The sequence below is a fragment of the Mesorhizobium sp. M0119 genome (assembly GCF_040322615.1).
GTDB lineage: Bacteria > Pseudomonadota > Alphaproteobacteria > Rhizobiales > Rhizobiaceae > Mesorhizobium.
On the sequence record NZ_JAMYTU010000001.1, the window covers coordinates 147,217 to 172,662 of the forward strand.

General features: G+C 62.3%; 25 protein-coding genes. 17 read left to right on the forward strand and 8 right to left on the reverse strand.

Features of this window, described 5'->3' with window-relative positions; translation table 11 throughout:
- Positions 1–2: 2 nt before the first annotated feature.
- Together NKJ40_RS00710 and NKJ40_RS00715 are read right to left on the reverse strand one after the other, a co-directional pair.
- A complete protein-coding gene (locus NKJ40_RS00710) occupies positions 3–1,151 on the reverse strand; it encodes a M24 family metallopeptidase (RefSeq protein ID WP_352463969.1) in 1,149 nt (382 codons plus the stop codon).
- Between the two features lie 74 nt (positions 1,152–1,225).
- Positions 1,226–2,416: a M24 family metallopeptidase gene (locus NKJ40_RS00715; RefSeq protein WP_352463970.1), complete on the reverse strand. Its 1,191-nt coding sequence runs from the start codon at positions 2,414–2,416 to the stop codon at positions 1,226–1,228.
- A 203-nt stretch (positions 2,417–2,619) separates the two neighbouring features.
- Here NKJ40_RS00715 and ehuB point away from each other — a divergent pair, with 203 nt between their 5' ends.
- From ehuB to NKJ40_RS00740, 5 genes are read left to right on the forward strand one after another with little or no spacing between them, the layout of a single operon-like run.
- Positions 2,620–3,489: an ectoine/hydroxyectoine ABC transporter substrate-binding protein EhuB gene (ehuB, locus tag NKJ40_RS00720; RefSeq protein ID WP_352463971.1), complete on the forward strand. Its 870-nt coding sequence runs from the start codon at positions 2,620–2,622 to the stop codon at positions 3,487–3,489.
- A 54-nt stretch (positions 3,490–3,543) separates the two neighbouring features.
- Positions 3,544–4,272: an ectoine/hydroxyectoine ABC transporter permease subunit EhuC gene (gene ehuC / locus NKJ40_RS00725; protein WP_352463972.1), complete on the forward strand. Its 729-nt coding sequence runs from the start codon at positions 3,544–3,546 to the stop codon at positions 4,270–4,272.
- Positions 4,269–4,928, forward strand: coding sequence for an ectoine/hydroxyectoine ABC transporter permease subunit EhuD (gene ehuD, locus NKJ40_RS00730; protein ID WP_352463973.1), 660 nt, complete (start codon positions 4,269–4,271; stop codon positions 4,926–4,928). The genes ehuC and ehuD overlap by 4 nt, the downstream gene beginning before the upstream one ends.
- On the forward strand, positions 4,925–5,704 hold the full coding sequence (gene ehuA / locus NKJ40_RS00735; RefSeq protein WP_352463974.1) for an ectoine/hydroxyectoine ABC transporter ATP-binding protein EhuA: 780 nt from the start codon (positions 4,925–4,927) through the stop codon (positions 5,702–5,704). The genes ehuD and ehuA overlap by 4 nt, the downstream gene beginning before the upstream one ends.
- Positions 5,701–6,429, forward strand: coding sequence for a GntR family transcriptional regulator (locus NKJ40_RS00740; RefSeq protein WP_352463975.1), 729 nt, complete (start codon positions 5,701–5,703; stop codon positions 6,427–6,429). Before ehuA ends, NKJ40_RS00740 begins: the two co-directional genes overlap by 4 nt.
- Before the next feature lie 145 nt (positions 6,430–6,574).
- Here the strand turns inward: NKJ40_RS00740 and NKJ40_RS00745 are convergent, their stop codons facing one another.
- Both NKJ40_RS00745 and NKJ40_RS00750 read right to left on the reverse strand, forming a co-directional pair.
- The gene (locus NKJ40_RS00745) at positions 6,575–7,006 is read right to left on the reverse strand and encodes a VOC family protein (protein WP_352463976.1); all 432 of its coding nucleotides are present in this window, start codon (positions 7,004–7,006) and stop codon (positions 6,575–6,577) included.
- A gap of 108 nt (positions 7,007–7,114) precedes the next feature.
- The gene (locus NKJ40_RS00750) at positions 7,115–7,885 is read right to left on the reverse strand and encodes a helix-turn-helix domain-containing protein (RefSeq protein ID WP_502903672.1); all 771 of its coding nucleotides are present in this window, start codon (positions 7,883–7,885) and stop codon (positions 7,115–7,117) included.
- 292 nt (positions 7,886–8,177) lie between these two features.
- On the opposite strand from NKJ40_RS00750, the gene NKJ40_RS00755 reads away from it, so the two are divergent.
- Both NKJ40_RS00755 and NKJ40_RS00760 read left to right on the forward strand, forming a co-directional pair.
- A complete protein-coding gene (locus tag NKJ40_RS00755; protein WP_031211108.1) occupies positions 8,178–8,540 on the forward strand; it encodes a VOC family protein in 363 nt (120 codons plus the stop codon).
- Complete coding sequence (locus tag NKJ40_RS00760) at positions 8,537–8,899, forward strand: DoxX family protein (RefSeq protein ID WP_352463978.1); 363 nt, start codon at positions 8,537–8,539, stop codon at positions 8,897–8,899. Before NKJ40_RS00755 ends, NKJ40_RS00760 begins: the two co-directional genes overlap by 4 nt.
- A gap of 379 nt (positions 8,900–9,278) precedes the next feature.
- Here NKJ40_RS00760 and NKJ40_RS00765 read toward each other — a convergent pair whose 3' ends face one another.
- Together NKJ40_RS00765 and NKJ40_RS00770 are read right to left on the reverse strand one after the other, a co-directional pair.
- Positions 9,279–9,671: a GFA family protein gene (locus NKJ40_RS00765; protein ID WP_352463979.1), complete on the reverse strand. Its 393-nt coding sequence runs from the start codon at positions 9,669–9,671 to the stop codon at positions 9,279–9,281.
- 161 nt (positions 9,672–9,832) lie between these two features.
- Positions 9,833–10,681, reverse strand: coding sequence for a beta-keto acid cleavage family enzyme (locus NKJ40_RS00770; protein ID WP_352463980.1), 849 nt, complete (start codon positions 10,679–10,681; stop codon positions 9,833–9,835).
- Positions 10,682–10,777: 96 nt separating this feature from the next.
- Here NKJ40_RS00770 and NKJ40_RS00775 point away from each other — a divergent pair, with 96 nt between their 5' ends.
- The 10 genes from NKJ40_RS00775 (at position 10,778) to NKJ40_RS00820 (ending at position 22,772) form a co-directional block, all read left to right on the forward strand.
- Positions 10,778–11,683 (forward strand): MurR/RpiR family transcriptional regulator, encoded by a 906-nt coding sequence (locus NKJ40_RS00775; protein WP_352463981.1) that lies wholly within the window; start codon positions 10,778–10,780, stop codon positions 11,681–11,683.
- Positions 11,680–13,011, forward strand: a complete 1,332-nt coding sequence (locus NKJ40_RS00780) for an aspartate aminotransferase family protein (RefSeq protein ID WP_352463982.1) — start codon at positions 11,680–11,682, stop codon at positions 13,009–13,011. Before NKJ40_RS00775 ends, NKJ40_RS00780 begins: the two co-directional genes overlap by 4 nt.
- A 93-nt stretch (positions 13,012–13,104) precedes the next feature.
- Positions 13,105–14,058, forward strand: a complete 954-nt coding sequence (locus NKJ40_RS00785; protein WP_023674270.1) for a TAXI family TRAP transporter solute-binding subunit — start codon at positions 13,105–13,107, stop codon at positions 14,056–14,058.
- Between the two features lie 56 nt (positions 14,059–14,114).
- Complete coding sequence (locus tag NKJ40_RS00790; protein WP_352463983.1) at positions 14,115–16,715, forward strand: TRAP transporter permease; 2,601 nt, start codon at positions 14,115–14,117, stop codon at positions 16,713–16,715.
- 88 nt (positions 16,716–16,803) lie between these two features.
- Positions 16,804–17,709 carry a DMT family transporter gene (locus NKJ40_RS00795; RefSeq protein WP_352463984.1) on the forward strand — a complete coding sequence of 302 codons (906 nt, stop codon included), beginning with the start codon at positions 16,804–16,806 and terminating at the stop codon, positions 17,707–17,709.
- A gap of 146 nt (positions 17,710–17,855) precedes the next feature.
- The gene (locus tag NKJ40_RS00800) at positions 17,856–18,575 is read left to right on the forward strand and encodes a FadR/GntR family transcriptional regulator (protein ID WP_352463985.1); all 720 of its coding nucleotides are present in this window, start codon (positions 17,856–17,858) and stop codon (positions 18,573–18,575) included.
- 51 nt (positions 18,576–18,626) lie between these two features.
- Positions 18,627–19,601 carry a sialic acid TRAP transporter substrate-binding protein SiaP gene (locus tag NKJ40_RS00805; RefSeq protein WP_473553546.1) on the forward strand — a complete coding sequence of 325 codons (975 nt, stop codon included), beginning with the start codon at positions 18,627–18,629 and terminating at the stop codon, positions 19,599–19,601.
- Positions 19,602–19,743: 142 nt separating this feature from the next.
- The gene (locus tag NKJ40_RS00810) at positions 19,744–20,316 is read left to right on the forward strand and encodes a TRAP transporter small permease (protein ID WP_352463986.1); all 573 of its coding nucleotides are present in this window, start codon (positions 19,744–19,746) and stop codon (positions 20,314–20,316) included.
- A 3-nt stretch (positions 20,317–20,319) separates the two neighbouring features.
- Entirely contained in the window at positions 20,320–21,726 is a 1,407-nt protein-coding gene (locus NKJ40_RS00815; protein WP_352463987.1) for a TRAP transporter large permease, read from the forward strand.
- A complete protein-coding gene (locus NKJ40_RS00820; RefSeq protein ID WP_352463988.1) occupies positions 21,723–22,772 on the forward strand; it encodes an L-idonate 5-dehydrogenase in 1,050 nt (349 codons plus the stop codon). Before NKJ40_RS00815 ends, NKJ40_RS00820 begins: the two co-directional genes overlap by 4 nt.
- A gap of 57 nt (positions 22,773–22,829) precedes the next feature.
- Here the strand turns inward: NKJ40_RS00820 and NKJ40_RS00825 are convergent, their stop codons facing one another.
- Complete coding sequence (locus tag NKJ40_RS00825) at positions 22,830–23,939, reverse strand: hypothetical protein (protein ID WP_352463989.1); 1,110 nt, start codon at positions 23,937–23,939, stop codon at positions 22,830–22,832.
- Between the two features lie 40 nt (positions 23,940–23,979).
- Positions 23,980–25,440, reverse strand: coding sequence for a S8 family serine peptidase (locus NKJ40_RS00830; RefSeq protein WP_352463990.1), 1,461 nt, complete (start codon positions 25,438–25,440; stop codon positions 23,980–23,982).
- Positions 25,441–25,446 lie beyond the last annotated feature (6 nt).

The following is a 25,446-nucleotide window of genomic DNA, read 5'->3' on the forward strand; positions in this document are numbered from 1 at the left end:
GCCTATCGAACGATCGGGCCGGCCGGCGTACGGGTGAGCACTTCAGCACCCGCATCGGTCAACAGCACCGTGTTGGAGACGAAGTCATTGCCGCGACCCGTTCCCATCAGCCACGACAGGATGTGGAAGCTCATCCCGGTCTCGATCTCGAGGTCGGAATCGTGTCTCAAGCCGGTCACAGAATTGCCGCCGGTCCATGACGGCGGCTGGCCGGCGCCGACCAGGTAGCCGCAGTGATGGCGGCGATAGTGGGAAAGACCGGCCTCGTCGGCGACAGCCTGCCAGGCGGCGTAGACATCGCGCGCCTTGGCGCCCGGCCGCAGCGCCTCGATGACCGCGTTGAACGCCTTGGCGGTCACCTCCGCCATTGCGGCGTCTTCGACGCTGATGTGGCCGATCCGAACAAGCCGGCCGAGCGGGGCGTGGTAGCGCGAGATGCACCCGGACAGTTCGACAAAGACCGGCTCGCCCTTGCGGTAGATCCCGTCGCCCCAGGTCGTGTGCTCTTCACCCAGGCGCGCGGCCGGGCGGATGAACGGTCCGAAGCCCGGCGCATGACCGCCGGCGCGGATCATTGCCGCAACACATTGGGCGGCGACCTCCTGCTCGGAAGCGCCATCCGAGATCGCGGCGATCGCGGCGCCGGCGGCGGCGTCCGTCACCTTTGCGGCACGCCGCATCAGCGCCTGCTCTTCGGCGCTCTTCACCCGCCGCATCTTGTCGATCAGACCGGAGACATCGCTCCACTTTGCATCGGCTTGCATCTGGAGCGCCACGGCAAGTCCATGGCTAAGGCCGGCCGTCCAGTATTCGAGGCCGATCCGCTTGCCGGACAGGCCAAGCTCTGTAAGCACCCGTGCGGCAAGGTCGGCCGCCGTTTCGCTGTCCGAGTGGCCACGGAATTCCGCTGCCTTCACCTGATTCTCGATCGTCACCTTTTCCATCGAGCGGGTGACCAGGACAGGTTTTCCCCGGAGCGGGACCATCAGCAGGTGAGGGGCAAAATACCCCCAGTGATCGAGCCCGGTGAGATAGAAGACGTTCTCCGGCGAGGCAAACACCGCTGCGTCGAGCTCGCGCTCAACCAGTGCAGTACGGACCTTTGCCAGGCGGCCGGCGATTTCGGCTTCGGAAAACGGATTGCGGTCCATCGGGCGTCCTCGTGCTTGTTGCCGGCTTGCTGGCGGGCATGGTCTTTTCGGCAGCCGGTTTCCCGGCCGCCATGTCAGTCGATGACGATGAGTTCGCGCGCCACGTCGCAGAGGCGTTCGCCGCCGCGTTCCGTGACGACGAACGATTCCGAAATGGCGATGCCGAAATCGTCGAGCCAAACGCCGGCCATGAAATGGAAGCACATCCCAGACTGCATCTCGGTGGTATCGCCGGGACGAAGACTTGCGGTGCGTTCACCCCAATCGGGCGGGTATGCCAGCCCGACCGGATAGCCGACGCGGCTGTCTTTCTTCAGCCCGCTCCGTCGCAGGACTGCCTGCCAGGCGGCTTCCACCTCTTCGGCGGTGTTGCCGGGGCGCGCCTTCTCGAGGCCAGCATCGACGCCCTCGACGATCACCTTGGCCATGTCGAGGATGGCTTGCGGCGGCTTGCCGAAATGTACCGTTCGGGTCAGCGCTGCATGATAGCGGCGCCGCACGCCGGCGATCTCCAGAATGGCGAGGCCGCTGTCCGGCAGCGGCGCGTCGGACCACGTGAGATGCGGCGTGCTGGTGCCCTCGCCAACGGGCATCAGCGGACAGATCGCGGCATAGTCGCCGCCCGCTCCGGGCACGCCCATGATCTGCGCGTGATAGATTTCCGCAATGACATGGTTCTGAGGCACGCCAGGCCGCATTTTCTCGATGGCGCGTTTCATGGCATGCGTGCAGATCGCACCCGCCTCGCGGATCAGCACCAGCTCGGCTTCGGATTTGACCAGCCGCGCCCAGTTGACGAGATCGTGGTTGTTAGCGAAGTGCGCGTCGGGCAGCCCCTCGACAAGGTGGGCGTGGCAGCGCGCAGTGTAATAGTGCGCGTCCATCTCGACGCCGATGCGGGCCTTTCCCCAGCCGCGCGACCGAATCAGTTGGGCGAGTTCGTCATAGGGGTGTTCGACCGGCTGCTGCACCAGCCGTTCCGAGAACGGCACGATGTTTGTCTCGGGCAGGCCGGTGGTCAGGCGTGCGCTCTTGGCGTCCTGCGCCCTGCCGAACCAGATCGGCCGGTCCTCCTCCAGATGGACGAGCACGCACTGCGGAACGTAGAACGACCATCCGTCATAGCCGGTCAGCCAGCACATGTTGGCGGGATCCTGACAGACGACGAGATCGAAGCCGGCTTTTTGCATGCGTGTCTTCACGCCGGCCAGGCGCTGCGCATACTCCGCTTGCGTGAATGTCCCGAAACCGCTCGCGCTCGCCACCGAATCCTGCCCACCGGTAAATTGTGCACAACTAGAACAATAATCTGTGGTTTGACCACGGATTATCGCCGAGTTTCTATGGTTTTTAGATCTTCACTTGCGAAATGTCTAGGGCAGTTGTATACGTCTGATCAAGCAGGCGTCGACCTCGAAGAAGGCCGCGCCCTGGGAACCATCCATCAGTTGTCCAATGGGAGAAAAGCATGTTCAAATCATCGATATCGCGCCGCATGGTCGTGAAAGCGGCTGCCTGCATCGCGCTAGCAGCGACGTCATTGACGTCGCTGTCCGCTCACGCGGAAACCACCCTCGAACGGGCCAAGAAGGACGGCTACATCCGCGTCGGTTTCGCCAACGAGGCGCCGTTCGGTTACGCCACGCCAGACGGCAAGCTGACCGGCGAAGCGCCGGAAGTCGCCAAGGCGGTGCTCGCCAAGATGGGCATACCGCAGGTCGACGGTGTTCTGACCGAATTCGGCTCGCTCATCCCGGGTCTCAAGGCCGGCCGCTTCGACATCATCGCCGCCGGCATGTTCATCACTCCGAAGCGCTGCGCAGAGATCAACTACTCCGAGCCGTCCTACGGCATCGGCGAGGCTATGCTGGTGGCTAAAGGCAATCCGAAAGGCATCAAGGATTTTTCCAGCATCAAGGACAATCCGGATCTCAAGCTTGCCGTGATGGCCGGCGCCGTCGAAGGCGGCTTCGCCAAGGAAGCGGGCGTTGCCGGTGGACAGATTGTCTCCTTGCCCGACCAGTCAAGCCTGGTCGCCGCTGTCCAGTCGGGCCGCGCCGATGCTGCCGCGCTGACCGCTCTTTCGATCGCCGACATGGCCAAGAAGGCCGACGGCGTCGAATCGACAAAGCCGTTCGGCGAGGTTGCCGGCAAGTCGGTGAAAGGCCATGGCGGCTTCGGCTTCCGCAAGGAAGATACCGATCTGCTGGAGGCGTTCAACGCCGAGCTGAAGAAGTTCCTCGGTTCGCCGGAGCACATCGCGCTGGTCGAGCCACTCGGCTTCGGCAAGGACTATCTGCCCAACAAGACCACCGCAGAGCTCTGCGCTGGCAAATAGGTTCCCAACTGCTGGCGGCGTGAAAGCGCCGCCCTCTTTTCCCGGGGGAATCGCATGGGAATCCGTACGCTCATTGCCATGCTGGTCATCGCGCTCGTCGTGATCGGCGCGTTGGCAACACAGGAAAGCTATAGAGTGTTCATGCCGGGGCTGCTGCAAGGCGCGGTCCTGACGGTCGAGATCGCCGTCCTCGGCAGCCTGCTCGCAATTGTCATGGGCGTGCTTGCAGCACTTGCACGGATGTACGGCCCGACGCCGCTCAGATGGCTGGCCACGGTCTATGTCGAGATCTTCCGCGGAACGTCGGCGCTGGTGCAACTGTTCTGGTTGTTTTTCGTGCTGCCGCAATTCGGCGTCACGATCAACGCTTTCGTTGTGGCGGTCCTGGCGCTCGGCCTGAATGTCGGCGCCTACGGGTCGGAGGTCGTGCGCGGCGCGATCCTGTCGGTCGCCCGCGGGCAGTGGGAGGCATGTACGGCATTGAACATGAGCCGCCCACAGATGTTGCGCCGGATCATCCTGCCGCAGGCCTTTGTCGCGATGATCCCACCCTGGGGCAATCTGTTCATCGAGCTTCTGAAGTCGACAGCGCTTGTCTCGCTAATCACGCTCTCGGACCTCGCCTTCAAGGCGCAACAAATGAACCAGAACACGTTCAAGACCATTCCGATCTTTACGCTCGTCCTTTTGATGTACCTGGCAATGTCGCTGGTTCTCACCATCGGCATGCGGCTTCTCGAAAGGCGGGCGTCGCTCGGACTGGCGCGGGGGAAGGCAGCATGATCTGGGACTGGGCATTTGCTTTTGAAATCCTGCCGGTGCTCGCCCGCGCTGCCATCGTCTCCATCGAGGCGACGCTGATCGGCTTTGCGCTTGCCGCCTCGCTTGGCTTGGTGCTGTCCGTCGTCCGCATCGCCGTGCCGTGGACCGGCTGGACAATTTCGGTGCTGGTCGAACTGATCCGCTCGACCCCGCTGCTGATCCAGATATTCTTTCTCTATTTCGTCTTTCCGAAATTCGGTGTCGTGCTCGACGCCTTCACCGCCGGGGTGCTTGCCATCGGCATCCACTACGCTGCCTATTGCTCCGAGGTCTATCGCGCCGGTTTCGACAACATCCATCGTGGCCAATGGGAAGCCGCGGTCGCACTCAATCTGTCAGCCTGGACGACGTTCCGCGACATCATCATTCCGCAGGCGATCCCGCCGATCGTTCCGGCGCTCGGCAACTATCTGGTTGCCTTGTTCAAGGAGACGCCATTGCTTTCCGCAATCGCCGTGCTGGAGCTGATGCAGACGGCCAAGATCATCGGCTCCGAAACCTTCCGCTACACTGAGCCGATGACGCTGGTCGGCCTGTTCTTCCTTGCCATGAGCCTGGTTTCTGCCGCGCTCATTCGCTCCCTCGAAGGCCTGCTCAACCGGAGGACCATGCGATGACGGAACAACCGATGGTCCGCTTCGACAATGTTTCGAAACGCTACGGCGCGCTGACCGTTCTCGACGGGCTCAATCTGGAAATAGCACGCGGCGAGAAGGTCTCCATCATCGGGCCGTCCGGCTCCGGCAAGACCACGGTGCTGCGCATGCTGATGACGCTGGAGACGATCAATGACGGCGTCATCTGGGTCGAAGGCGAGCCGCTCACCCACATGCAGAGGAACGGCAAGCTTGTTCCCGCCGATCTCGCACACATCCGCAAGATCCGCGCCAAGATCGGCATGGTGTTCCAGTCGTTCAACCTGTTCCCGCACATGACGGCGATCCAGAACTGCATCGAGGCCCCGATAACCGTGCTCGGCATGAAGCGGCCCGATGCCGAGGCGCGTGCTGCCGAGCTGCTCGACACGGTCGGTTTGTCGGAGAAGAAGGACCACTATCCCTCGCAGCTTTCCGGCGGCCAGCAGCAGCGTGTCGCCATCGCCCGCGCCTGCGCAATGCGGCCCAAGATCATGCTGTTCGACGAAGTGACCTCGGCACTCGACCCCGAACTCGTCGGCGAAGTGCTTGAAGTCATCCGAAAACTCGGTAGGGAACATGACCTCACCATGCTGATGGTCACCCACCAGATGGGATTTGCCAGGGAATTCTCCGATCGCGTCTGCTTTTTCCACGCGGGCAAGATTTGCGAGCAGGGACCGCCAAGCGAGTTGTTCGGCGCCCCCAAGAACGAGCGGACACGGCAGTTCCTGCACGCTGTCCTGGAGGCTGGATGACGCTTGAGACAGATGCCACCCCCATGGCCGTGACCGCCGCGCCGCCGCGCCCCCTCTCCGCACGGGAGCGGTTCGAGCGCATTTACCGGATACTGCGCGACCGCATCTGCCTGCTCGACTATGCACCGGGAAGCCATCTCTCCGAGGAAGAACTTGCCCAGGAGTTCCAGATCAGTCGCACGCCGGTACGACGCGTCCTGGCACGCCTTGAATCCGAAGGTCTGGTTCAGTCCGTCCATGGCGTCGGCACGATCGTCACCGATGTCGATATCGAGGAATTGCAACAGGTCTATCACCTGCGCCTGGAGCTGGCGCTGCTCGTCGGCAAGCTCTCGCCGATCCCGCGCACGGCGGACGATCTCGACCGGATAAGGGCGCTCATCGCGCGCTGCGATTCCGATATACTCAATCCCGACCAGCGCGCTTTCCTGCGCCTCAATATGGATTTTTTCTACGAGCTCACCGCGATGACCGGCAACCAGCCGCTACGCGAGATCAGCGAGCGCCTGTATTTTCAAGTCGCGCGCGTCGTCCTGAAGCTGATGCCGCAATTGGGCCTTGTCGAGGAATTCACTGCGTTCCGCCGCGAGATGGAAGAGGTTCTTGCCGCCGCCGAGATCGGCGACTGGGAGTCCATAGGGCACATCAGGCGGGCGCATATCTCAATGAGCTTTCGCCGCATGATGCGTCATGCAGGCGAGGCGAATCTGGATACAGCAACATAGTCAGCCCTTAAGATTGTGCTGGTGGCCTGCCGTCACACTGTCCTCGTTGCTTGGGAAAGCATGGCCGCTCGCCGCCCGATGCCGACAGAATTTGCCAGCGCCGGGGATGACTAACGCGGTTCGAGACTGCAGGCCCGCGCCGCCCTTAAAGAGGATCCTCACTCGGTATGTTGGCGGGGTTCCAGACGACCTCCCACAGATGTCCGTTCGGGTCGCGGAAGTATCCGGCATATCCGCCAAAGAACGTGTTCCTGGCAGGCATGATGATCTCGGCTCCGGCACGGGCGGCCTCATCCATCACTTGATCGACTTCCTCGCGGCGCACAACGTTGTGGCCGATTGTGAACGAGGTCGAGGTAATCGGCGCCTTGGGCAGGCCGGTGTCGTAGGCGAGGTCGTCCTGAGCCCAGATCGCGAGCTTCAACCCGCCGGACAACGTGAAGAACGCGACGGCGCCATGCTCGAACTCGCGGCCGATGATCCCTTCCGTTGGCAAGCCGAGACCGTCACGGTAGAACGCGAGAGAACTCTCGAGGTCGGCGACAGCGATGGTCAAAACCGAAATGCGCGGTTTCATGGCAGTCTCCTCTGATTGTCGGAGACACCAGGATAAAGTCGGGCGACAGTGAAGACTTGAACAAAACGGCCAAAAGCGTGCCGCCAAGTCGAAGAACGCGCCGAGGTTTCACTCGTTGTGCAGCAGGTGATGAATCTGTCGCGGGGTGCTTCCCGTCAGGCGGCGGCTCTCGCGGACAAGATGCGCCTGATCGGAATAGCCCGCCTCGGCTGCCAGCATGGCGGTGGAGCTGTTGGAGTGGCTCGAAAGCCGCAGAAAGCGCTGGTAGCGGAGGATACGGTCAAGCGTCTTGGGGCCATAGCCGAAGCTCTCGTCGAAGCGCCGGCGCAACGTCCTTTCGCTCATCTCGAGCGCGCGAATCAACCAAGGGACGAGCGGCGCGTCGGGTGGCGGCCCGCGCTCGATCAAGCGATATGCCGCCTGCATGGGAACGTCTGGCGAGTGGGAGGCCACCTTCTCGGCAACGACCTGTTCGAGCGAGCAGGCCAGATCCTCGAGATTGTCGCTGGCGCGCACGCGACTGGCGAGGCGCCGAGCTCGCGCCCCCCACAAATCGTCGAGCGACAGCCTCTTGCCGACCAGCTCGACTTGCGGCACGCCGAGCCATGCCGTCGCCGCGGCAGGATGGAAGCGCAAGCCGATCACGACCTCGTCCGCCGCCAGAACCTCGGTCTGCGGCTCCTTGTCGGGGCCGGCAATTCGGAAGCTGCCTCCGATCCATTGCAGATCGATCGTTGCGTCGGGCATGACGACGATCGGCGGTGAGCCCGCCGGGTCCATTCGATGCACCCACACCGAAGCGAAGCTTCCGCGAAGCCGCGCCGACACTGGACGTTGCTGAAATGAACCCGTTGCCTGCGCTGGGACGGGATCGCTCATCTCGCCCCTTCGGATTAGCGGCGGTGAACTTACGGTGCAGCGGCTGCGCCCGGCCGTCGCCCGAGACAACATTCTGCACGACCGACAACGTGTTCCAATCGAGAACGGTTGCAAGAATCGGTCGTTTTCTTCCGGCCGGAACGAAGAGGGCAGGTGAGGGGGGTGATGCCACTTGCATCGCCATCGGCAGCGCCGTGTGCGGCTCATACGTCGATAGCCGTTTTGTTCAATCAGGCAAGCGGAGATGCGTGCTTATCTTTCGGCGTCGTACATCACATGAGAGGTATGCGTCATGAGCAACAACAACGACCAACGGATCGACTACGTCGAATTCAACGTGAAAGACATTCAGCGGTCACGCGACTTCTACGGAAAGGCGTTCGGCTGGACCTTCACCGACTACGGCCCGCAATATTGCGAGTTCAACGACGGGCGCTTGTCAGGTGGCTTTGCCGCTGGCCCAGCGAGGTCGGGAGGAGGCCCGCTCGTCATTCTCTATGCCGATGATTTGCCGGGAACGGTCAAGCGTGTCGAGCAAGCGGGAGGCAAGATCGTCAGGCCGATCTACGGCTTCCCCGGCGGCCGGCGCTTCCATTTCGCTGACCCGGATGGTTACGAGCTTGCGGTTTACACCGAGGACGGCAGCAAGGAATGATCGCGTTCTTCCACCACCTCGGATTGGTTTTGCTCGGCGGCGTCTTTATCTGGGCGGGCGCCGAGCATTTCCTCAGGTTCCGGGCGGTCGCAGCGTCCCTGGCCGAGCGGGGCTTCCCTGCTCCCAGGCCTCTTCTCGCGGCCGGATCGGTGCTGGAGATTGCAGGCGGCTTTTGCCTAGCAACGGGCCTTGGTGGACCCTTTCCCGCCGTGGCCTTGGCCGTATTCACCATTGCGGCGTCTTTCATGGTCAACTTCTGGCGCTACGGCGGCGATGAACGCGAAGCGCTTCGTACCGGCTTCACCATCAATGTCGCCGTCTTGGGCGGGTTGATTGTCGCCGCGACCACTAGCCTGTGATCATCGTTTCGAGGCGGCGGGCCACTGGACCACGACAGAGCCATTCCACGACGCTGCGCTGCTTGAGCAGTTCATTGATGGCTTCCGCAAGGCCGATCTTCCGGCGTGACCTCCCAAACGGCCAGCATTGAACGCGGCGCTCTGTACAAAGCCTGCTTCAAGATCGCGACGATGAATCCCATCCCCTGCGATCCTCCTCTAAGGTAACGGCGCCTTGGCTGTCACGGGTCGCTTAGGCGCTCACGAATGCCTATGGGGCAATGTGGATGAAGGCAGCGCACCTTGTAAGCATGCAAGTTCACATTTTAGCGGCGTGAGCAGGCGGCCTCTGAAAATCCGTGTTCTGATGTCGTTGCCTCCTCGGCACCGTTCGTGCGACCTATTCCTCAAAGCGACCCGTGGCGTCACGATCGCGCTCGTATCGTCTGGTGAGCGGAAACGGCGGCAACCAGGACTCGCGACGGATGATCCAGCTTTCGTAGGTCGGCATCAGCTGGTCAGGCGCATCCAGCGATCCCAGGTTCACTTCGATTTCGTCGGCGGTGCGTCCGAAGATGGAGGAGCCGCAGCGGGGACAGAAAAACCGCCCGGCGTAGTCGCGTGTTTCGCCGTCGATCGTCACCGCATCCTCAGGAAAAATCGCGGAAGCGTGAAAAAGGGCGCCATGATGCTTGCGGCAGTCAAGACAGTGACAAAGCCCGACCCGGTATGGGCGCCCCGACGCGACAATTCGGACTTTGCCGCACAGGCAACCGCCGGTGAATCGGTCCATGCTGCGTCTCCTCCAAAATCAAGCGGCCGGAATGGTTACAACGACCGGCACTGTTGTTGCAATCGCCGCGCCGCGGACACGTCGTTCTTCCGTGACGATGGCATTGCGGCCGCCTCTCTATGCCTTACGCGAGCTTGCCTCCGAAAATAGGCTTTGGTTTGTCATATGGAACGAAACGGCGCGTTCCATTGAGCGGCCAACTCGGCGGCCGAGGCGATCTTGACGCCGCAGTCGGCGAGTATGCGTGCGACCGTCGCTACCGGTTCGGCGTTGGACGAGGCTATGCTGCCGTTCGGAAGGAAAAGATTGTTTTCGAAGCCGACCCGGACATGGCCGCCAAGCAATGCGGCGGCGGTCACGCACGCCGCTTCGTAGCGGCCGAAGGCGCAGACGCTCCAATGGTCGAAGTGCGGCATGTTCGCCGCGAGGAATGGCAGGAGATCGGCAGGAACGGACGTCTGTCCCGGCGTGTAGCGGCCTAGCACGTAGAGAACCGGTATGCTTGCCCAGGCGATCAGTCCGCGCTGCTGCATGTCCGCAAGCCTGACGGCCTCCTCGGGCGAATAGAGGATGATCTGCGGCGCAACCCCCTCGGTGTGCAGCCAGGCCATGAAGCGCACGAAGGCGAGTTCCGATCCGGCATCAGGAACGATTTCGCGAAGCGCCAGCGAGACAGCTTGCGGCTTCACATCTTGTACGACGGCCATCTGTTGGGCCGGCGAATAGATACCGAGCGCTTCGGAGGTGATCTGGATTACCAAGCGGTCGCCGGCAGCACCGCGGATGGCGGCGATCGCCTGGCGGTAGGCGTCGGCGTCGAGCAGATGATTGCCGCTTCTGTCGCGGACATGGACGTGGATCATAGCCGCACCGGCATCGGCGCATTCCGCGGCCGTCCTCGCAAGTTCGGCTGGTGTCAGCGGAATCGCCGGATGGTCGGCCTTGCTGCGACGTCCTCCGTTCGGCGCGACGGCTATGGCGATGCGGTCGAGACCATGGGCCGGCTTCATGGGGACGTTCTGTGAGTGACAAGATTCATATGAATCAATCTTTGATCACACTGAAACAGACGTTGCAATCGCTGGTCTGGCGAGCTAGCAATATCCATGGACCAGGGAGAGCTTGCTGGACAGATCGTCAGTGCCTTCGACGGCATGTCGGCGCAGCTTCGGTCCGCCGCGCGCTATGTCCTTGATAAGCCGTATGATGTCGCGCTGTTGTCCATGCGCGAGCAGGCCCGGCACGCAGGAGTGCAGCCGGCGACGATGACGCGGCTGGCCCAGCATCTCGGCCTTGATGGCTACGAGGCGGTACGCGATATCTACGCCGCCGCGATCCGGGACGGCGAAATCGGTTTCGCCGGCAAGGCAGGTCTTCAGGTGGCCAGCCAAAAGCTCAAGGGCGACCACGCGCTGGCGGCCGATATTCTGGATTCGATTTCCAGCCAGCTTGCCCATCTCGCCGAAGGCAGATCGATCGACCGTCTGGTCGAGACGGCCAGGGCGCTGAGTGCGGCAAGGCGCGTCTATTGCCTCGGCCTGCGCTCGAGCCACGCAGTCGCCTGGCATCTGCATTACATCCTGTCGCTGATCGGCGAGAAGTCGGTGTTGCTGCACGGCATCGGCGGAACCGATGGCGACGCTCTGGCCCATGCGACCAAGGACGACGTGCTGATCGCCGCCAGCGTCCTGCCCTACACGCGCTTCACCATCGAGCTTGTCGAGTACGCTGCCGGCCGCGGCGTACCGGTCATTGCGATCACCGACAGCGGCGTAGCGCCCTTGGCGCTGCTTGCCGATCACCTGGTCGTCGTGCCGACCGGCAGCCCGTCCTTTTTCCACACCATGACGCCAGCTTTCATCGTTGCTGAGGTCCTCGGTGCTCTTGTCGCAGGGCAGGCAGGCGAGGGCGCTGTTGAGTCGCTGCGACGTTTCGATGAGCAGGGCGCCGCCCTCAAGACCCATCTGAACCAGCGTCCGCCGAAGAAAATGCCCATGAGGGACCGTCGATGACACACATTCTTCATCGAACCATCCACTCGACGCTGCCGGTCGCCGCTCGCGGCCAAGGCATCGAACTGTTCGATGCCGAGGGCAAGTCCTATATCGACGCGTCGGGCGGCGCCGCCGTGTCCTGTCTCGGCCACGGCCACCCCGACGTGATCGCTGCACTGCACATCCAGCTTGACCGCATCGCCTACGCCCACACCAGCTTCTTCACCACCGAGGTGGCAGAGCGCTTGGCGGATCGGCTGGTCGAGGACGCGCCGAAGGGGTTGGACCATGTCTATCTGGTCAGCGGCGGCTCGGAGGCGGTCGAGGCCGCGCTCAAGATGGCCAGGCAATATTTTGTCGAGAAAGGTGAGCCGCAACGGCGCCATCTCATCGCACGCCGGCAGAGCTATCACGGCAATACGCTCGGCGCTCTCGCCACCGGCGGCAACGAATGGCGGCGCGCCCAGTTCAGGCCGTTGCTGATCGAGACCCACCATATCGACCCCTGTTACGCCTATCGCTATCAAAAGCATGGCGAAAGCGACGAAGCCTATGCGGCGCGCGCCGCCCAGCAGCTCGAAGACAAGATCCTCGAACTCGGCCCGGACGAGGTCATCGCCTTTGTCGCCGAGCCGGTGGTGGGTGCCACGCTCGGCGCCGTGCCGCCGGTCGCCGATTATTTCAAGCACATTCGCGCGATCTGCGACCGCTACGGCGTGCTGCTCATTCTCGACGAGGTGATGTGCGGCATGGGCCGTACCGGCACGCTGCATGCGTGCGAGCAGGACGGCATCGCTCCCGACCTGCTGACCATCGCCAAGGGACTCGGCGGTGGCTACCAGCCGATTGGCGCGGTGCTGCTCGGCCGGCATATCTTCGATGCCTTTGCCCAAGGCTCGGGCTTCTTCCAGCATGGGCATACCTATATGGGCCATCCAATGGCAGCGGCGGCCGGCCTTGCCGTACAGGAGGTCATCCGGCGTGACCGTCTGCTCGACAACGTCAGCGCAATGGGCGCGCAGCTGGACGAACGGCTGCACCAACGCTTCGATAACCACCATCACGTCGGCGACATTCGCGGGCGGGGGCTATTTAGGGGAATCGAGCTGGTGGTTGATCGCGCCAGCAAGGAACCGTTCGACCAGAGGCTTGAACTCAACGCCCGCATCAAGCGCGAAGCAATGGCCCGCGGCCTGATGATATATCCGATGGCCGGGACGATTGACGGTGTGCGGGGCGTTCATGTGCTTGTGGCGCCGCCTTTCATCATTTCCAAACAGGATATCGATCGGATCGTCGAACGGCTCGGCGAGGCGATCGACGCTGCGATCGCTTCAGCGGCCTGACCCGCACGACGCGGACCGCCTCAACCAGTTCCAACGCGTCATCGGCGACGGGCCGGGACACCCACCAGAGAGGTAACAACCATGTACAGTTCGATGAAAACCCTGATCGGCGCGGCGGCCTGCATGCTGCTGGCGCTGCCATCCGTCGGAGCCGAGCAGCGCTTCGTCACGGTCGGCACCGGCGGGGTCACCGGCGTCTACTACGCCGTCGGCGGCGCCATTTGCCGACTGATGAACAAGGACCGGCAAAAAACCGGCATCCGATGCTCGACGGAGTCGACCGGCGGTTCGGTGTTCAATGTCAACTCCATCCAGACCGGGGATCTCGATTTCGGCTTGACCCAATCGGACGTCCAGTACCAGGCCTATGAGGGCACCGGAAATTTCGACGGCAAGCCGTTCAAGGATCTGCGGGCCGTGTTCTCCGTCCATCCCGAGCCGTTTACCGTGCTGGCGCGGCCGGACGCCGGCGTCACCAAATTCGAGGACTTCAAAGGCAAACGCTTCAACGTCGGCAATCCCGGGTCAGGCACCCGCTCGTCGATGGAGGAGTTGCTCAAGCAGATGGGCTGGACGCTCGGCGATTTCTCGCTTGCTGCGGAGCTGAAGGCGGACGAGCAGGGCAGCGCGCTGTGCGACAACAAGATCGACGGTTTCTTCTACGGCGTCGGTCATCCTTCCGCCGCGATCCAGGATCCGACCACGGCCTGTGGCGCCAAACTCATCCCGCTGACTGGTCCGGCAGTGGACGCGCTGTTGGCAGCTCATCCGTACTATTCGGTCGCCACCATCAAGGGCGGCATGTACGCCAACAATCCGGACGACGTGACGACATTCGGCGTCCGCGCGACAGTGGTGACGAATGCCAGCACGCCCGATGAGGTGGTCTATGAACTGGTGAAGTCGGTCTTCGAAAATTTCGACGACTTCAAGAAACTGCATCCGGCTTTCGCCAATCTCGATCCCAAGGAGATGATCAAGACCGGTCTGTCGGCGCCAATGCATCCGGGCGCGGAGCGCTATTACAAGGAGAAGGGCTGGCTCTGAGGCCTTCAATGCGAGGCGCCAAGGGCGCCTCGCATCGCAAATAATTGTGGGGAACGATGACAGATCAAAGCCAGCGGGCGGCAGCGCCTGACCAACCCGTTATCGACATTGATAAGCTCAGCGAGATCGTCGCCGAGGCCGATACCGGTGGGCGCAAGCCGACCGGCCGCACCGCGAAGCTGATCCTCGGCGTATCGCTGGCATGGTCGCTGTTCCAGCTCTGGTATGCCTCGCCCCTTCCGTTCATGCTCAATTTTGGCGTCGTCAGCGACGGCATCGCCCGCTCCATCCATCTGGCCTTCGCCCTGTTTCTGGCGATGCTGACGTTTCCGGCCTTCAAGACCTCGTCGCGCAGCCGGGTGCCGCTGCCCGACTGGGTGCTAGGCATCGCCGGCGCGGCGTCCGCCCTCTATCTGTTGGTGTTTTACAGCGATATCGCCCATCGGCCGGGTCTTCCTACTACGGCTGACCTGGTCGTCTCGATCACCGGCGTCCTCATCCTGCTCGAGGCCGCGCGTCGTGCCGTCGGGCCTGCCATCACCGTCATCGCGGCGATCATGCTGATCTATATCTTCGCCGGGCCTCACCTTCCTGGCCTGCTTGGCCACAAGGGCGCGACGCTGTCGCGCGCAGCCTCGCAGATGTGGCTGACGTCAGAGGGGGTCTTCGGTGTTGCCCTCGGTGTGTCCACCAACGTCGTCTTCATGTTCGTTCTGTTCGGAACATTGCTGGAGCGCGCCGGCGCCGGCGGCTTTTTCATCCAGCTTGCCTTCTCGCTGCTCGGCAAATACCGCGGCGGTCCGGCCAAGGCCGGTGTCGTGGCTTCCGGCCTGACCGGCATGATTTCCGGCTCGTCGATCGCCAATGTCGTGACCACCGGAACCTTCACCATCCCGTTGATGCGACGGGTCGGATATTCTGCGGTGAAGGCGGGCGCCATCGAATGCGCGGCCGGCGTCAATGGTCAGCTGATGCCTCCGGTGATGGGCGCGGCCGCATTCCTGATCGCGGAATATGTCGGCATCTCCTATGCCGAGGTGGTGAAGCACGCCTTCTACCCAGCGCTGCTGACCTACGGCTCGTTGTTCTACATCGTCGATATCGAGGCGATGAAAACGGGGATGAAGGGCCTGCCGTCACGCAGCACGCACTCCGCATTTCAGGGTGCGCTGCGCGGGCTGATGGGCATATGCGGCTTCATCGTCCTCGCAGGGCTTGTCTATTACGGCATTGGCTGGACGAAGATCGTTTTCGGCTCGGCCGCGACCTGGATGATCACTGCCGCGCTGATCGCCGTCTACATCGGCCTTGTCGCCTACCGGGCGCGCTGTCCCGACCTGCCGCTGGAGGATCTGGAGGGCGAGATCGTCAGGATTCCGCACTTCGGCGAGACGGCGCGCACCGGCCTGCATTTTCTGCTGCCGGTGATCCTGCTGATCTGGTGCCTGATGGTGGAGGAGTTGTCGCCCGGCCTCTCGGCATTCTGGGGCGCTGTCGCCCTGATGGCGCTGATCGTGACGCAACGGCCGCTCACCGCCTTTTTCCGCAAGGACCGCGCGCTGGCACGGCATTGGCTTCACGGTTTCGACGATCTGGTCGGTGGCCTGTCCGCCGCCGCACGCAACATGACGACGGTCGGCATCGCCACTGCGACGGCCGGCATCATCGTCGGCACGGTTCTGCTCACCGGCATCGGGCTGGTGATGACCGAGCTGGTCGAATTCATCTCGGGCGGCAGCTTCATCGTCATGCTTTTGTTCACCGCGGTGATCTGCATCATTCTCGGCATGGGCATGCCGACCACTGCAAGCTATGTCGTCGTCGCCACCTTGATGGCGCCGGTCATCGTCGATTTGGCGGCGCAGAACGATCTTGCCGTTCCGCTGGTCGCCGTCCACATGTTCGTTTTCTATTTCGGGCTGATGGCGGACGTGACGCCGCCAGTGGGGCTGGCGGCTTATGCTGCTGCGGCAATTTCCGGCGCCGATCCGGTGAAGACCGGCATTCAGGGCTTCAAGTACGAGATCCGTACCGGCCTCTTGCCATTCATCTTCATCTTCAACACCGGACTGCTGATGATCGATCTCGAAGGTCCGTTCGATTTCGTCGCGATGGTGGTGACATCGACGCTGGCCATGGTCTCGTTTGTTGCAGCGACGCAGAATTGGATGCTCGTGCGCAACCGCTGGTACGAGACGATTGCGTTGCTTCTGGCCTGTTTCATCTTGTTCAGGCCGGGATTGTTGCTCGATCAGGTGAGCGAACCGTATCGGGCAGTACCCGCCACCGAACTCAGCCGTATCGTCGACGAGACAGCCGAGGGAGGCGCGGTTCGCTTGCGCCTGACGACACTGAACCTCAACGGCGATGAGATATCGAAGCTGGTTCGGCTACAACTCGGGCCTGCAAATTCATCGGCCGAACGCCTGAAGGCTGCGGGCCTGGACGTCAGTGCGCTTGGCGACAGCGTGACAGTCGGGGTGGTGCGACTGGGCAGCCAGGCGGCCAAATTCGGCCTGCAGCCCGGCGACGAAATCAACCAGGTGCTAGTCCCTGCGGAGCGGCCGTCGCGCTATTGGTTCGCGCTTCCAGCCCTGCTGCTGCTCGGTCTCGTCTTCTGGGTCCAGAAGCGGCGAAGGCAGACAGTCGGCCTGTAAGCGTCTTGTGAGCGGAAGAGTCTTGGCCAGCATGTCAGTAACACGAGAACCAAACGGCGCCGCAGAACCGGCTAACGCGGAAATGCGCATGACGACGCGCGACCGCCCCTTCGAACCCGTCGACTACGGGCTTTACGCGCTGACGGTCATTGCCTGGAGCGCATCTTGGTTCGCGATCGAACTTCAGGTCGGCAGCGGCGTGTCGAACGAGGTCAATCTGGTCTGGCGCTTTGCCATCGCCACGCTGCTGATGTTTGCCTGGGCGGGCCTTTCCGGCCGGCGGCTCCGCTTTCCGATCACCGATCATCTGCGCTTTGCTGTGCTCGGCATCCTCATCTTCTCATCGAACTTCCTGTTTTTCTATTACGGCGCCGGCTACCTCGTCAGCGGCTTGCTCTCGGTCGTCTTCTCGCTCGCCTCGGTCATCAACATGCTGCTCGGTGCCTTGATCATCGGCGAGCGCCCGGCGCCGCGCATTCTCGCCGGCGGCATCATCGGCTTCGCCGGAATAGCGCTGATGTTCTTTCCCGAAATCGCCGCCAACGGACTTTCCGGCGGCACCTTGGTGGGCCTTCTTCTGTGCCTCTGCGGCACGCTGAGCTTCTGCGCCGGCAATCTCGTCTCCGTCGCAAACCAGCGCCGCGGCCTGCCGCTCGTTTCAACCAGCGCCTGGGGCATGCTTTATGGCACTCTGTGGTCGGCGTTCCTGGCCTTCCTGCTGGGTGAGCCGTTCGTGTTCGCGACGACCGCCTCTTATATCGGCTCGCTGGTCTTCCTCGCCGTCATATCGACGGTCATGGCTTTCGCCGCCTACCTGACGCTGCTCGGACGCATTGGCGGCGCCCGCGCCGGCTATGCGACCGTCATATTTCCCGTCTTTGCGCTTTTGATCTCCACGGCGCTGGAAGGCTATGCCTGGACCGCTTACGCGATCATCGGGCTCGTCCTCGTTGCCGCCGGAAACGTCCTGGTCATTCGCGGAGGACGGCGCTGACGCATGCGATAGTTCGCAATGCGCCGCGTTCCGGTTGCGCGGGCCGCGGTGCCTATCGAGCTTGACTCTCTGCATCCTCTGTCTAAGCTGCGGTCAATGGGTCAGACCAATGTACCAGGGGTGGCCCGGGAGGGAACTAAACGCGCATGCCGATCCAGGCCGTTGAACCACGCCGGCTTTACCGACAGGTCGCCGATCAGCTTAGGCAGCTGATCGATGCCGGCGAGTTTTCCGTCGGCGACCGTCTGCCGACCGAGCGGGATCTGGCCGACCAACTCGGAATTTCCCGCCCGACGGTCCGTGAAGCGCTGATAGCGCTGGAGGTCGAAGGCCGCATACGCATCCGCGTCGGCTCGGGTATCTACGTTACCGATCCGCCGAGCGCCGCCTCCTCCGAACCCGAAATGGAGGAAGGCCCGTTCGAGCTGTTGCGCGCGCGCGAATTCGTCGAAGGCGCGATCGCCGCCGAAGCGGCCCTCCACGTGCGGCCTGCAGATATCGAACGGCTCGACGACGTGCTGCGCCGGATGGAGGCCATGCGTCACCCCAACAAGATGACCATTGCGCTCGACCGGGAATTCCACACCGCTGTCGCCGGCATTCTCGAGAACGCGGTGCTGGTGCGCTTCATCGGCGAGCTTTTCGACCAGCGCATGAACCCGTACTTCGAACGCCTGTCGATCTATTTCGAGACCAGCGATTCCTGGCAGGTCGCGGCAAAGGAACATCGTGCCGTGCGCGATGCAATTGCCGCGCGCGACCCCGAGCGGGCCAAGGCCGCCATGCAGCAGCACCTGCGCCAGTCGCAAATCAGATTCTCACGCAATTTCGATGAGAGAGCCGCAGCCAGGGAGGTTGCGGAATAGCAGTTGGCCGGGGGGAGATCCGGCCATCAAATTCAACCAGGGAGGAATTAGATGCTGAGAAAATACGCAGTTCTGCTCGGTGCGATCGCCGCAATTGCCATACCCATGGCGTCGGCCTCGGCGGAAACGGTCCTGAAATGGGCACATGTCTACGAGACGACGGAGCCCTTCCACACCGAATCCGTGTGGGCGGCCGACGAGATCAAGAAGCGCACCCAGGGCCGCTACGCCATCGACGTCTATCCGGCCTCGCAGCTTGGCAAGGAAGCAGACATCAACCAGGGCCTGATGCTCGGCACCGTCGACATCATCATTTCCGGATCGAGCTTCGCGGCGCGCGAATATCCACCGATCGGCGTCACCTATTTCCCATACACTTTCCGCGATGCCGACCATCTGCTGAAATACACCAAGAGCGACGTCTACAAGGCCCTGACGAAGGGCTATGAGGACAAGACCGGCAATCACATCGCCGCCACCACCTATTACGGTACGCGGCAGACCACCTCGAACCGGCCGATCGCCAAGTGCTCCGACATGCAGGGCTTGAAGATGCGCGTTCCTGACGTGCCGGCCTATCTGGCCATGCCGCGTGCCTGCGGCGCCAACACCGCGCCGATAGCCTTCGCCGAGGTCTACCTGGCCCTGCAGAACGGCACGGTGGAGGCCCAGGAGAACCCGCTGACCACCATCGAGGCGAAGAAATTCTACGAGGTGCAGAAGAACATCGTGCTGACTGGCCACATCGTCGATCATCTCAACACCATCATATCGGCGTCGCGCTGGGCCTCGCTGTCCGACGAGGACAAGAAGATCTTTACCGAGGTGATGCAGGAGGCCGCCGCCCGCGCCACGGCAAAGATCGTCGCCCGCGAAAAGGAACTGGTGCAGGTATTCAAGGACCGCGGCATCACCGTAACGGATGTCGACCGTGCCGACTTCGAGAAGAATGTGCTGGAGAAGGTCACCTTCGAGGAGTTCGGCTACAACAAGGCCGATTGGGAAGCGATCCGCGCCATCAAGTAGAGCATCGAAAACCGGATGCTCAATCAAGAGGTAGGGCGGCGATCGGATTCGCCGCTTTAACCTGCCCATCCGTCCGGCTTCAAATAGCGCCGGACGGCCTTTCCAATCCTTGACGATCCACCAGCTTCGGGAGTCCGCGCCAATGGCCGAGGAACACCACACCGAGATCACCGTCGAAGAGATTGCTCACGCCTTCGAGGAGGTGCCGGTACACGTCGACCTATCGGACCACGGCATCGAGGACTGGGTCACGCTTGCCGTGTTCTGGGGCATGGTCGTCTGTGTCTTCCTGCAGTTCTTCACCCGTTATGCGCTGAACAACAGCTTTGCCTGGACCGAGGAGATCGCCATCAACGCGCTCGTCGTCGTTGTCTTTCTCGGCGCCGCCATGTGCGTGCGCCTTTCGCGCCATATCCACGTCGACGTGCTTTACCACTATCTGCCGGAGCGTGTCGGCCGCTGGCTGGCGCTCGCCGTCGATATTGTCCGCATCGCATTCTTCGCCTACGGAACATGGCTGATGTGGCGCTACGTCACGATCGTGGCGCATGAGCGCATGGTCACCGTCAACCTGCCGCGGCGCTGGTTCTTCTACGCCGTACTGGCGGGCTTCGTGCTGATGCTTCTGCGCTCGATCCAGGTCTTCATCGGCAATTACCGGCGCGGCTATTCGGTGCTCGAGCGTCCCGGTGCGTTCGAGACGGCGGGGGTCTGAGCGATGCTGCTTCTGGTAGGGGGCTTTCTTGTCCTGATGCTCATCGGCGTGCCGGTCGCTGTTTCGATGGCGGCCGCCTCGATCCTTTACCTCGTCATCTACGGCGTCGCGCCCGATATCATCGCAGCCCAGCGCATGATCGCCGGGGTGGAGAGCTTTCCGCTGCTCGCCGTTCCTTTCTTCATCCTGGCCGGCAACCTTATGAACATCGCCGGCGTTACCGGACGCATCTATTCCTTCGCCCTTGCCCTGGTCGGCTGGATGAAGGGCGGCCTGGCGCAGGTCAACATCATCGGATCGGTGATCTTTTCCGGCATGTCGGGCACCGCGCTCGCCGACGCCGCCGGCATTGGCACGATCGAGATCAAGGCGATGAAGGACCACGGCTATCCTATCGACGCCGCGGTCGGCGTCACCGCCGCTTCCGCCACGCTCGGGCCGATCTTTCCACCCTCGCTGCCCTTCGTCATCTACGGCATGATGGCCAATGTCTCAATCGGCGCGCTGTTCATGGCCGGCATCCTGCCCGGCGTGGTCATGACCGTGCTGATGATGATTACGGTCGCTATCTTTGCCTACAGTCGAGGCTGGGGCTCCGACACACCTTTCGAGCTTCGGCGGCTCGCCGAAGCGGCGGGCGAGGTGCTGGTGGTGGCTGCCTTTCCGATTGGCTGTTACGTGCTTGTGCAGCTTGGCCTGTCGATCAACATCGCGGTCGGCATCGCGCTGCTGGTGCTGATCGCGGCGGACTGGTATTTCGATTTCTCCGCGGTCATGGCGCTGATGACGCCGGTCATCCTGATCGGCGGCATGACGATGGGCTGGTTCACGCCGACCGAGGCGGCGATGGCGGCTGTCATCTGGTCGCTTTTCCTCGGGCTGGTGCGCTACCGCACGATGACGCTGCGTTTGCTTGCCAAGGCCAGCTTCGACACGATCGAAACGACCGCGTCGGTGCTGTTCATCGTCACCGCCGCATCGATCTTCGCCTGGCTGCTCACCGTCAGCCAGGCAGCACATCTGTTTTCGAACTTCATTTTCGCGCTCACCGAAAACAAGTGGGTCTTCCTGATCCTGGTCAACATCCTGATGCTGGTGGTCGGCTGCTTCCTCGATACGATCGCCGCGATCACGATTCTGGTGCCGATCCTGCTGCCGGTTGCCGCCGTCTACGGCATCAACCCGGTGCATTTCGGGCTGATCATGACGCTCAACCTGATGATCGGGCTTTTGCACCCGCCGCTCGGCATGGTGCTGTTCGTGCTGTCACGTGTCGCCAAGCTTTCGGTCGAGCGCACCACCATGGCGATCCTGCCGTGGCTGGTGCCGCTTATCGTGGCGCTGCTTCTGATCACCTTCATACCCGCCATCACGCTTTGGCTGCCGACCGAGATGGGCTTGATCCGGTGAGCGGCCAGGTGATTGCGGCGACGCTGTTCGGCCCGCAGGACCTGCGCGTCGTGGAGCATCCGCTCGAAGCGCTGGCACCAGGCATGGTGCGGGTGCGCTTCGGGGCAGGGGGCATCTGCGGCTCCGACCTGCATTATTTCCGCCATGCCCGTACCGGCGACTTCGTCGTCACCTCGCCGCTTGTCCTCGGCCATGAAATCGCCGGCGAAATCGTCGAGATCAACGGCGCCGCGCCCGGCCTCGGCGTCGGCGACCATGTCGCGGTCAATCCGTCGCGCTGGTGCGGGCATTGCGCGCGATGCCTGGAGGGGCGCGCCAATCTCTGCGAAAACATCTATTTCATGGGCTCGGCATCGAAGACGCCGCATATGCAGGGCGGCTTCGCCAGTCTGTTCGACGCCACGCCCGCGCAATGTTTCAAGGTTCCATCTGACGTGGCCTACCAGGCGGCGGCACTTGCCGAGCCACTGGCGGTCAGCCTGCACGCCGTCGCGCGGGCCGGCGACATCAGGGGCCGCAACGTCATCCTGTTCGGTGCCGGCCCCATCGGTCTCTTGACCATGCTCGCGGCCAGGCTTGCTGGCTGCGCTGAACTGACCGTCGCCGACATCGCCGCCGCGCCGCTCGCCTTCGCCCGCAGGTTGGGCGCCGACAGGACGGTCGACATTTCCGGCGGCGACGCCGAGCTCCAGGCGCTCTCGGCCGGCGGTTCGCTCGACGTGGCGTTCGAGATTTCGGGCAGCGCGGCCGGCCTTGCCGCCGCAATCGCCAGCGTCCGGCGCGGCGGCACGGTGGTCCAGGTCGGCAACCTTCCCGGTGGCCAGATCCCACTGCCGGCCAATGCCGTGATGGCCAAGGAGATCGACCTCAAAGGCACCTTCCGCTTCGGTACAGAGTTCGGTCGCGCAGTCGACCTCATTGTGTCGCGGGAGGTGGACGTCCTGAAGCTGGTGACAGCGGAGCGCACGCTTTCTTCGGCCCCCGATGCGTTTCGACTTGCCGCCGACCGCACTCAGAGTGTCAAGGTCGTGCTGACCGCCGACTGATTGAGGATTTGCAATCCTGGCTGGCGAGGCAAATGGCCTTGAGGCAGCCGCCCTGAATCACGGATGAGGGAAATCACGCCGTGTGCAGTCCGCCAAAGATAGTCCTGGCTGTGAACTGCAGAACCAAGTTGTTATAGGTGGTTGGAAGCGACTGAGTGCCGCGTCCATCTCGGACAGCATATTCGCATCCGTTTTCTTGCAGTTATCTGGGGTGTCGTTACAGACGAGGATAGCGCCCGCGGCACGTTTCGACTGTTGGCCGGCCATCGTGCCGAACGCCGTTGAGAATTGAATTGCGCGAGCGACCGCGCTTTTCCACGAATATATGGGCTCAATCGCTATTGCATGTGTGTCGCTTACGCAGTCGGCTATGGTTTTGTCGCTCAGCCGCATCTGCGTCACCATTCCAGCACAGAATTGCGACTGTAGTTCCGCTTGCTCATCTCCGATTGCGAGCCCTGCAATCTCTGACTTTGCGCGGTCGGACAGTGACACGATGTAAGGAGGCCTCGGGCCGTACCGGTCAACATAAGAAAATTCACAGGTATTCATACCCGTGTCTGAATCGTGTTCTTGAGAACCGGTAAGCTTTCCGAAAGTGATGATCGACTGTCCGGCGTCCAAGGTTGGAAAAAACTTTCTCTGGGATTGGATGTCATAGAAGTCGAAATAATAATCCATGCCGGCGCGGTCAGAGGTCTGCAACGCGCAGCGAAAATTCGATCTGATCGAGGCGGTGGAGTAGCCGGTATTCTTTCCGCCGACGCGGATCAAAGAGATGTATTGCGTCACCCTGTCGGTTTGGTCGCTTACTCCGCGATCGTCCAGACCTACATTGACAATGTCGGGATTAAATAGCTCGGCCGTCACATAGGCTCTGTCTTGGTCGAACCAACTCAGCATGGCGGCGACCGTCGGGGTGAAGAATGCGGTTAGTAGCGCAGCCACGGCAGCAGGAAACCCGATCCAGTCGCGCACGAGTTTTGCGCCAAGTGTCACCTTTTGCCATCTGGTTTCCCCTCTGCCGAGATCTGCCAGGCAGTGAGGGCATCGAATGGCCTTCATGGAAATAGGCTCGTCACATTTCGGACATTGCCTCCCAGAGCCGAGCAATACAGGTCTCGGGTCGGCCGTCGCCGTTGCCTTCTCTGTGCCGTCTTCTGCCATGCTTGCCTCCAAATGATCCCGACGCCTTGCAGCCTTGTGATCATGGTTTGTTTGACACGACGTCGCCGATCTTGATGTAAGCGGGTGGCGGTGGTGGTACTCCTATTGCACGTTTCGAATCTGACTCGCCTGACGAGTCTGACGATGTAAGCACGAGTTCAGCTGGGCGTTTGCTCAGCAGCAACTCGCGTAATTGGCTGCCGGAGTATCGTTTGTTGCCATCGGCAAGTGCCTTCGCCTGAATCAACGATGCCAGGCCTGCAATCAATGCCGATGCGGCCGAGGTTCCGCCGAAGCGGGTGTAGAGAAGCCCGGTCGGCAGGGGTGTTATGTCGTCGATGACGTCCGCATCTCCGGCCAGGCGGGCAGGTACGTCAATCGCCAGAACGCTGAAGGGCGAATATTCGGCTCCGGCCTTCGCAATTGCTGGCCCAACCGAGCTGGCGATTGCCCTGCCCATCTCAGCGGCGAGGTCAATTCGTACGACCTGGTCGGTGATCATAGCCTCGTCGTCACTGGGGCCGTAGATCGTGACGCCAGAAGCGTAGGTGCCGCTTGAATAGGCGGAACGCCACCCCAGCTGATTGCCCGCGCCAACAACGATCAGAGATGTCGCTCCGAACGGTGCGTCCGTAGCAGTCGCCAGTGCCGCGGGGTAGGCCGGTTCGGCCATTCCGTCATTCCCGGCTGCGAGGACGACCGGACGATCCGCTGCGATCGCTGCCAGAAGATGCTCAAAGACCTTCTTGTCGGTGGCCAACGCCTGGTCGTCGTCGAACCGCGTCATGCGAACATCCGTCCCAGACGCGTTCTTCCCTCTGGCCAGCCTGCTGAGGTCGTTCACCGAGCGTGGCAGCAGAATGACATCGGCACGACAGGCGACCGCGTGCAGAAGCGCGGTGACAAGTGGAGCGATTTCATGGCTGTAGGGGGTGGCGACCGGAATAATCGTCGCAAACGGATTCACGCCAAAGTACGGCAGAACGGCGCCATCAAGCGCAGGCGCCGACCCCGCCGGCGTCTTCGTTAATGTCCGGCCTGCGATAAGGCCTGCGCAAGAGGTGCCGTGTCCGGCAAAGTGCTCTGCCGGATCGGCAGCTTTGACAAGCCGGGGCTCCCCTCCGGACATCGCTTTGACGCGCCGGGCAATATCGTCGCGAACGTCGTCGTCCGCGATCGTTTTCAATATTGGCGCCATCGCGGTTTCAAGGTTTTGCCAGCCATCTCGGGCGGCGCGCAGATCCTCTTTGCGATAGACTACTCCCTCGGTCGACACCGCCACGTCCAGCCGGGCTTCGATGCAGGCGGCTGGCAGATTTGGATGCCGTGATGTGCAGCCACTGTCGATAATGGCGACCCGGCTCTCAGGCAGGCCCTTTGACCAGATTGGCGGCACAACGCCTGGTCTTTGCGCGTCGAGCAAGCCAATGCTGACAAGATGCCAGAGGTAGAAAAGAGGGGACTGAGTCCGCTCCTGTCCTGGTGCAATATCCGGTTCCATAGCTTC

Bases quoted from the DNA above. Each gene is read 5' to 3' on its own strand.
- NKJ40_RS00710 (WP_352463969.1), bottom strand. From the start codon at position 1,151: ATGGACCGCAATCCGTTTTCCGAAGCCGAAATCGCCGGCCGCCTGGCA.
- ehuB (WP_352463971.1), top strand. From the start codon at position 2,620: ATGTTCAAATCATCGATATCGCGCCGCATGGTCGTGAAAGCGGCTGCC.
- ehuC (WP_352463972.1), top strand. From the start codon at position 3,544: ATGGGAATCCGTACGCTCATTGCCATGCTGGTCATCGCGCTCGTCGTG.
- ehuD (WP_352463973.1), top strand. From the start codon at position 4,269: ATGATCTGGGACTGGGCATTTGCTTTTGAAATCCTGCCGGTGCTCGCC.
- ehuA (WP_352463974.1), top strand. From the start codon at position 4,925: ATGACGGAACAACCGATGGTCCGCTTCGACAATGTTTCGAAACGCTAC.
- NKJ40_RS00740 (WP_352463975.1), top strand. From the start codon at position 5,701: ATGACGCTTGAGACAGATGCCACCCCCATGGCCGTGACCGCCGCGCCG.
- NKJ40_RS00745 (WP_352463976.1), bottom strand. From the start codon at position 7,006: ATGAAACCGCGCATTTCGGTTTTGACCATCGCTGTCGCCGACCTCGAG.
- NKJ40_RS00750 (WP_502903672.1), bottom strand. From the start codon at position 7,885: ATGAGCGATCCCGTCCCAGCGCAGGCAACGGGTTCATTTCAGCAACGT.
- NKJ40_RS00755 (WP_031211108.1), top strand. From the start codon at position 8,178: ATGAGCAACAACAACGACCAACGGATCGACTACGTCGAATTCAACGTG.
- NKJ40_RS00760 (WP_352463978.1), top strand. From the start codon at position 8,537: ATGATCGCGTTCTTCCACCACCTCGGATTGGTTTTGCTCGGCGGCGTC.
- NKJ40_RS00765 (WP_352463979.1), bottom strand. From the start codon at position 9,671: ATGGACCGATTCACCGGCGGTTGCCTGTGCGGCAAAGTCCGAATTGTC.
- NKJ40_RS00770 (WP_352463980.1), bottom strand. From the start codon at position 10,681: ATGAAGCCGGCCCATGGTCTCGACCGCATCGCCATAGCCGTCGCGCCG.
- NKJ40_RS00775 (WP_352463981.1), top strand. From the start codon at position 10,778: ATGGACCAGGGAGAGCTTGCTGGACAGATCGTCAGTGCCTTCGACGGC.
- NKJ40_RS00780 (WP_352463982.1), top strand. From the start codon at position 11,680: ATGACACACATTCTTCATCGAACCATCCACTCGACGCTGCCGGTCGCC.
- NKJ40_RS00785 (WP_023674270.1), top strand. From the start codon at position 13,105: ATGAAAACCCTGATCGGCGCGGCGGCCTGCATGCTGCTGGCGCTGCCA.
- NKJ40_RS00790 (WP_352463983.1), top strand. From the start codon at position 14,115: ATGACAGATCAAAGCCAGCGGGCGGCAGCGCCTGACCAACCCGTTATC.
- NKJ40_RS00795 (WP_352463984.1), top strand. From the start codon at position 16,804: ATGACGACGCGCGACCGCCCCTTCGAACCCGTCGACTACGGGCTTTAC.
- NKJ40_RS00800 (WP_352463985.1), top strand. From the start codon at position 17,856: ATGCCGATCCAGGCCGTTGAACCACGCCGGCTTTACCGACAGGTCGCC.
- NKJ40_RS00805 (WP_473553546.1), top strand. From the start codon at position 18,627: ATGCTGAGAAAATACGCAGTTCTGCTCGGTGCGATCGCCGCAATTGCC.
- NKJ40_RS00810 (WP_352463986.1), top strand. From the start codon at position 19,744: ATGGCCGAGGAACACCACACCGAGATCACCGTCGAAGAGATTGCTCAC.
- NKJ40_RS00815 (WP_352463987.1), top strand. From the start codon at position 20,320: ATGCTGCTTCTGGTAGGGGGCTTTCTTGTCCTGATGCTCATCGGCGTG.
- NKJ40_RS00825 (WP_352463989.1), bottom strand. From the start codon at position 23,939: ATGGCAGAAGACGGCACAGAGAAGGCAACGGCGACGGCCGACCCGAGA.
- NKJ40_RS00830 (WP_352463990.1), bottom strand. From the start codon at position 25,440: ATGGAACCGGATATTGCACCAGGACAGGAGCGGACTCAGTCCCCTCTT.